At 50.5% G+C, this 6,360-nt stretch carries 5 protein-coding genes; all 5 read left to right on the top strand.

Annotated elements, in window-relative coordinates; translation table 11 throughout:
* Positions 1 to 23 precede the first annotated feature (23 nt).
* The 5 genes from IFU39_RS29765 to IFU39_RS29745 all read left to right on the top strand — a co-directional run bounded on the left by IFU39_RS29765 (position 24) and on the right by IFU39_RS29745 (position 6,289).
* On the top strand, positions 24 to 1,004 hold the full coding sequence (locus IFU39_RS29765) for a GT-D fold domain-containing protein (protein WP_342345687.1): 981 nt from the start codon (positions 24 to 26) through the stop codon (positions 1,002 to 1,004).
* A gap of 66 nt (positions 1,005 to 1,070) precedes the next feature.
* Positions 1,071 to 2,795, top strand: coding sequence for a glycosyltransferase family 2 protein (locus tag IFU39_RS29760; RefSeq protein ID WP_192136304.1), 1,725 nt, complete (start codon positions 1,071 to 1,073; stop codon positions 2,793 to 2,795).
* Positions 2,796 to 3,173: 378 nt separating this feature from the next.
* On the top strand, positions 3,174 to 4,127 hold the full coding sequence (locus IFU39_RS29755) for a phosphotransferase (protein ID WP_192136303.1): 954 nt from the start codon (positions 3,174 to 3,176) through the stop codon (positions 4,125 to 4,127).
* Positions 4,128 to 4,344: 217 nt separating this feature from the next.
* Positions 4,345 to 4,623 (top strand): glutaredoxin family protein, encoded by a 279-nt coding sequence (locus IFU39_RS29750; RefSeq protein ID WP_192136302.1) that lies wholly within the window; start codon positions 4,345 to 4,347, stop codon positions 4,621 to 4,623.
* A 322-nt stretch (positions 4,624 to 4,945) separates the two neighbouring features.
* The gene (locus IFU39_RS29745) at positions 4,946 to 6,289 is read left to right on the top strand and encodes an LLM class flavin-dependent oxidoreductase (protein ID WP_091020869.1); all 1,344 of its coding nucleotides are present in this window, start codon (positions 4,946 to 4,948) and stop codon (positions 6,287 to 6,289) included.
* Positions 6,290 to 6,360: the final 71 nt, after the last annotated feature.

Raw genomic sequence — 6,360 nt, 5'->3', positions numbered from 1 at the left:
CGCAAGCCAGCACGCCACAGGCGATGCCTGCCAGCGGTGCTGGCCCCGCCCCGCGCCAGGCGACACACCCGAAGGGTGTCGCCCCCGCGGGGCGGGGAGGCGCTGCCGGCGCGAATGCGGGCAGCTCGAAGGGTTTGCCTGCGCCTCCGCCCGCGGAGCACGCAGTGCAGGCGGAGGCCGTGCCCGGCGGCTACGCCGAGGGCTACCGCGACGGCGTATTCGCCGGCGGGGAGGCGCTGGTGGCGCAGCACATCCCGCCGGATCACATTCTGCCAGCCGTGGCTGCGGCAGATCTGATCGCGGCGGGATTCCGCCAATATGCGCCCAGCCTGGCCCGGCTGTCCAGCCCCCATGAAATGGCTGGACACATCACGGCGGCGCTGGATGCGCAGCGCCCCTTGTCTGTCGTTCGCCTCGGAGATGGCGAACTGCTCACGCTGGCAGCCGATACGGTGCTGCCAGGTCAGGAAGTGCAGGAGCTGGCACCGTTTCTGCCCTATGCAGGGGTGCCATGCTCAACGCCAGACATCCGCGCGATGCTTGCGGAAGCCATACAGGCCGCCGACTGGGTTGGCGTGCCGATCTCGCGGGCGCCGACATTCCAGGGGCTGTTATTTCCGGTATTGCGCCACTTCGGGATCGACTGGTCCCAGCTGAAATTGACCAGTTCCACGATCAATTACAGTCTGCATCAGTCCGGCCTGGTGTTGCCCTTGCTGCAAGGACGGCGGGTTCTGCTCATAGGCAGCCAGGCACCAGAGCTTGCGGCACTGCTGCATAACCGGGGGGTTCATGTCACAGGCATCATTGGTTCTGTGGCGGGAGTTATGGATATTCAGAGAGTGATGCAGCAAACCGCAGAACATGCTTTTGATATCGCGTTGGTGGCAGCGGGAATTCCGGCGGTCATTCTGTGTCGGCGAATTGCAGGTGAACTCTGTAAGGTCGCTCTGGATTTTGGACATTTGGCTGACAAACTGGTAACAGGAGAGCTTCAACTCTAGTGGACCGTCCGGGGGCTGGACATGTGCGTGTTGGCCTCACGGACAAGTGGAAATGGAGGGAGCAACATGAGCACACCCGATCAACAGCGCGGGGAAGAACGTCATAGCCGCAGCGACAAGGTTAAGGCTCGAAACGTCCGTCGAAAGGGTCACAGTCATCTGAACATCATTCCAAATATCAGCACTCACAGTGACAATAGCCACAGTGAAAACAACAGGAATGGCAGCATAAGCAGCGAAAAAAAAGCGGCCGGCCGTGCCATACAGCACGATGTCTCGCGATCTGATATGGCAGTCCTGCATGCAGCAGGTCGTCGCTCGATTCGGAAATCCAGACGTAAAGGCAAAAGCAGGCGCACAACCAAAGGCGCCAGGCTCTACAAACAGGGGTATACCAGAGGATACAACGAAGGTGTCCGCCAGGGACAGAGCTCGTTTGGTCTTGTTTTTGAAGGAGTTAGCATCATTATTCCCACGTACAATCAGCGGGAGTATGTGCTGCAATGTGTGTCCAGTATCGAAAAGCATACCCCTGCCCCCTACGAAATCATTGTTGTGGATAATGCCTCCAAGGATGGTACTGCTGAGGCCATGCTCCGCAAAGGCGGTATGGTGAGGGTTGCTGCCCTGGATCAGAACAGGGGGTTTGCCGGAGGTGTCAATCATGGGCTGATGATGGCGAGAGGACGACATATCATTGTACTGAACAACGATACGCTCGTTACTCCGGGCTGGCTGGATAACATGATGACTTGTCTTGCCAGTGATCCGAAGATTGGTGTGGTGGGTCCGGTGACCAACTATATTGGCGGGGATCAGCAGATTGAGGTTCCGTACCGTGAGGTAGAAGAGATGTGGTCTTTTGCCGCCACACATAATCGTCCGGATGCAGACAAACATCGAATAACCAATCGCCTGGTCGGGTTCTGCTGGCTGTTCTCACGGGAGCTGCTGGAACGGGTAGGTTATCTGGACGAAGGATACGCGGTGGGCAATTTCGAAGATGACGATTGGATCATCCGGGTGAAGCTGGCAGGATACCAGCTTGCGGTAGCCGGGGATGCCTTTATCCACCACTTCGGAAGTGTCAGTATGAAAGCCTTGGGTGAGCAAGACTTTGCTGTAGTGAATAAGGATAACGAGCAGTTTTATAGTCAAAAGTGGGGAGATCCCCATGCGCTGGTTGCCGAAACCTCCCGCTTGGCTAGACAACAAACCTCTGGTACCCCATCCGGTCAACAAGAGGATGGTGACACAACCCCAATGGATCCGCGTCAGCGAATCTCAACGCAGGGCAGCCAAGATCCAGCATTACAGTTCAGACACAGTTATGACTTCTACCCGGAAGGTTCGTTCCTGTCCGATGCCAAAGGAGATGTCTATACTTTAACTGGCGGTCGGCGGCGTAAGCTGAACATCCCTGTACCGCGTGGAATATCTCCTGTTCAGGTTGCCAAGCCGGATCTGCTCGCCATTCCTGCCGGAGAAGCACTGATATCAGCGGGGGACGTGCATGGATGGCCGAGGGAATCACAACAGGTGCATACGACAGCGGTTCATGGTTCTCACAATAGCTGGGCAGAAGGAAGTATTGTTGCTGCAGTGGATGCACCCGAGATTCGATATCAGATCAGCGGAGACAAGCGAAGACGATTTGTTTCGGTCTATGCGGCAGAACGTTGGGGTGTACATTCTGGGCATATTATCAGCGTGTCTGCGGACCAACTGAATTCGATGGAAGAAGGCTGGCCCATTATCGCCCCACCTCAGCTCTTGAACCCAGATCTGTAATGTCAGGCGATCTAGTTATACGAATCAGCAGCATGATGCGGAATGGAAAATGTGGCGGTACCCTGTGTAATCGCTCTGATTCATTCCGCATCCGAATATTACATATGAGTTGGTAGCTATATAAGTTGAACTAAAGATTATTTATACTGACACTACGATGACAGAATAACCTTCCAATCGCTGTTATCCCCAGATTTTTTCGATTCCCCTTTCTCAAGGGGAAATCCGGGGGTAGCGTATGCTTCCGAGGCAGCTTTCTTGCAGAAAGCTTGTAGCTTCGCTTTTTCAGGTTTTTTTCTGTCCTCTCCGTTATCGTATAAATGATTAGTTCAACGTATATAGACCACTTAAAGTATAGCGATTGAGGGAGGATGCACGGTGAAGAATTCTATAGTTAACCAAGCCGAACAGATTGCCAGTGATTTTTTGCTGGAAAAAGTAACATGCTCACATCATATCGTGGGTAAAGGTTTTGTTAATCAGGTCTGCCTGGTGGAAACGGCAAGTCATAAAGTGATTGTACGGATGAATAATCCAGATACATATCCCACCTTTTTGAAAGAAAAATGGTGCATCGAACGAGCAACAAGTGCCGGTATTCCTGGGCCACAGACATTATCCGTTGGGGTCAACGCTGAAAATGCCTATATGATTCAAACGGTTGTGGAAGGGGATAACGGATTGGATACGACAGTGCCCCCGTCCGTGATCTGGAGGAAACTCGGTGAGTACACACAACGTATGCAATCCATCCCGGTGACAGGTTTCGGAAGGGAAATGCACGATCCCGTACAAAACAAATTTTACTCTCCCCCTCATGCAGGATCAGATGGAAGTTGGCAAGGATATGTGCAATACAATATCAATAGTCTGACGGAGCAGGACCCGCTGATCGAGCTTGGTGTGATGACGATGAAGGAATCACAGGTCGTAAGGCAATTATTCGAACAACTGAACATGCAAAATTTCCGCTTTGGCTTATGCCACGGCGATCTCTCTTTGAAGAATACAATCGTAAGTTTGACAGGAGAAATTACCCTTCTGGACTGGGGAAATGCGGAGGTCACCGTCACGCCGTATGGCGATATCACTCAACTCATGCAATGCCAGCTAAGGGGTGAGGGTCCTGACAAGGAAGAATTGAAAGCGTTTTTAGAAGGATATGGGACAAGTACACAAGAGCAAGAGCGTGTACTGAATCAAACCAGGTATGTGTTGTTATTGAAAGCTTTTGATACCCTGAGGTGGGCCATAGATCGAAGTCCGGATCAGATCGAGTTCTACACTGATTTAGCAAAACAAGCTTTTAACCAGGTTAGGAGGGGCCAATAGCGATTCATTCCTGTAAAATGAGCCATCTTTCAAATTTATAATTTAATCTTTCTATTTGGTTATAGGTTTATTCTATTAGCAGATCCATTGACGCAGGAAGGGCACGGGAGTACATTTAGAGCCATAATTCTTATTTAACAGATGGGAATTGAAGGTCTAGGGCGTTCATATTCAATCGTCCAGATCTTGATCTTAAAAACAATCAGGAGGTATGTCGATGTCATCATCAACCAAAAAAGTCGTGCTGTGGAGCAAAACAGGCTGTCATTTCTGCGGGGAAGTGAAAGCATTTTTGACAGAGCGAAACCAGCCTTTTGAGAACATTGAAATGCAGGGTAATGACGTGCTGCGTGATGTGCTTGAAGCAAAATATGGCATTCGGCATGTACCCGTTATTGAAGTGGGAGGGGACGGCAAGTTTGAAGCCTTGCTGGAACCTGATCTGGAGAAGCTGGCTGAACTTCTGGCACGAGCGGACGAAGCGGCAGCAGTCTAACGGGAGTTGATATATACCTTTGAAGCAAGCCGTTCCGGCTGCTGCATGATGCAAGATCGCATTTGTACAGCAGCTGGAACGTTCATAAGTTAAGGCTCACTTGGGATGTAAATGGTCTTATTTACATCTTCAATGTTCATATAGAAAAAATCTATTAGTCACGCTGTTGACCCTTTTACGGGGCAGTGATAAGATTTGTGAAATTAAAACAAACCAAACTCATAGGAATAGTTAACTTTTAAGTTATTTCGCATACGTAATCAGTTCAGTTGGCCCTTGATCATTCTTTTAAAGATTCTAATCCAAGGAAGGCGGAGTGCATATGACAGCGAAACGCAGTTTGAAATTTGGAGCCATTATTCATGGGGTTGGAGGAAGCAACACCACATGGAGACACCCGGAGGTTCTTTCGGATGCCAGCGTTAACTTTGGATTCTACAAACGTCAGGCACTGAAAGCGGAGGAAGGCAAGTTCGATCTTGTTTTTATCGCAGACGGTCTGTATATTACCGAGAAATCCATTCCGCATTTCCTGAATCGCTTCGAACCAATCAGTATCCTCTCCGCTTTGGCTGCCGTTACTTCACGCATTGGACTGGTGGGTACCCTCTCGACATCCTATAGTGATCCGTTCACCGTAGCCAGACAGTTCGGTTCCCTGGATCAGATCAGTGATGGCCGTGCAGGCTGGAACGTCGTGACCTCTCCGCTGGAAGGTACAGCGAAAAACTACAGTAAGAGCAACCACCCTACGCATCCGGAACGTTACCGCATTGCTACAGAATATCTGCAGGTAACCAAAGGGTTATGGGACTCGTGGGAAGATGATGCCTTTGTAAGAGACAAAGAGAGCGGTGTATTCTTCGACCCATCCAAGCTGCACACCCTTAATCATGAAGGAGAATTCTTCTCCGTACAAGGTCCGCTCAACATTGCGCGTTCACGGCAAGGACAGCCGGTGATATTCCAGGCGGGTTCTTCGGAAGATGGCAAAAACCTGGCTGCGCAAGAAGCGGATGCTGTCTTTACCGGACACGATACGATTGAAGATGCTCAGGCATTCTATAAGGATGTCAAAACACGGGCCGCTTCCTATGGACGTTCTTCACAGGATATTGTCATTCTGCCAGGTATCAATCCTATTGTTGGACGGACAGAAGAGGAAGCTGAACAGAAATATCAGGAAATCGCAAGCCTGGTCACGATTGACAAAGCATTGGATTACCTGGGCCGTTTCTTCGAACATCATGATTTCTCCCAATATCCGCTGGATGAACCGTTCCCGGAGCTGAACGGAATTGGAAGCAACAGTTTCCGAAGTGGCACGGACAAGATTAAGAAGGATGCCAAGGAGCAAGGATTGACTTTGCGTGAAGTGGCTCTGCGGGCAGCAACACCACGCAGCAAATTTCTGGGCACACCAGAGCAGGTCGCTGACAAAATTCAGGAATGGTTCGAGACGGAAGCGGCAGATGGCTTCATTATTGCTTCCGAACTGCCAAGTGGATTGTCTGATTTTGTAGAACTGGTTGTTCCGATTCTGCAAGAGCGCGGCCTGTATCGTACGGACTATGAACACGATACATTGCGAGGTAACCTTGGGGTGAAAATTCCGGTTAACCGTTATACGGCTGCGAAGAAGCAGGTTGTATCTGATTTGGCATAACTGAGATGAACCCTATTCAATGTACACTACGTTTCGTACTAATTTAAAACCGACTTAACTCATAGGATATA

The sequence above is a fragment of the Paenibacillus sp. CFBP 13594 genome (assembly GCF_014842675.1).
GTDB classification, from domain to species: domain Bacteria; phylum Bacillota; class Bacilli; order Paenibacillales; family Paenibacillaceae; genus Paenibacillus; species Paenibacillus amylolyticus_B.
The sequence above is the reverse complement of the archived record's forward strand: the minus strand, read 5'-3'. Positions and strand labels throughout refer to the sequence as shown.

Bases quoted from the DNA above. Each gene is read 5' to 3' on its own strand.
- IFU39_RS29765 (WP_342345687.1), top strand. From the start codon at position 24: ATGCCTGCCAGCGGTGCTGGCCCCGCCCCGCGCCAGGCGACACACCCG.
- IFU39_RS29760 (WP_192136304.1), top strand. From the start codon at position 1,071: ATGAGCACACCCGATCAACAGCGCGGGGAAGAACGTCATAGCCGCAGC.
- IFU39_RS29750 (WP_192136302.1), top strand. From the start codon at position 4,345: ATGTCATCATCAACCAAAAAAGTCGTGCTGTGGAGCAAAACAGGCTGT.
- IFU39_RS29745 (WP_091020869.1), top strand. From the start codon at position 4,946: ATGACAGCGAAACGCAGTTTGAAATTTGGAGCCATTATTCATGGGGTT.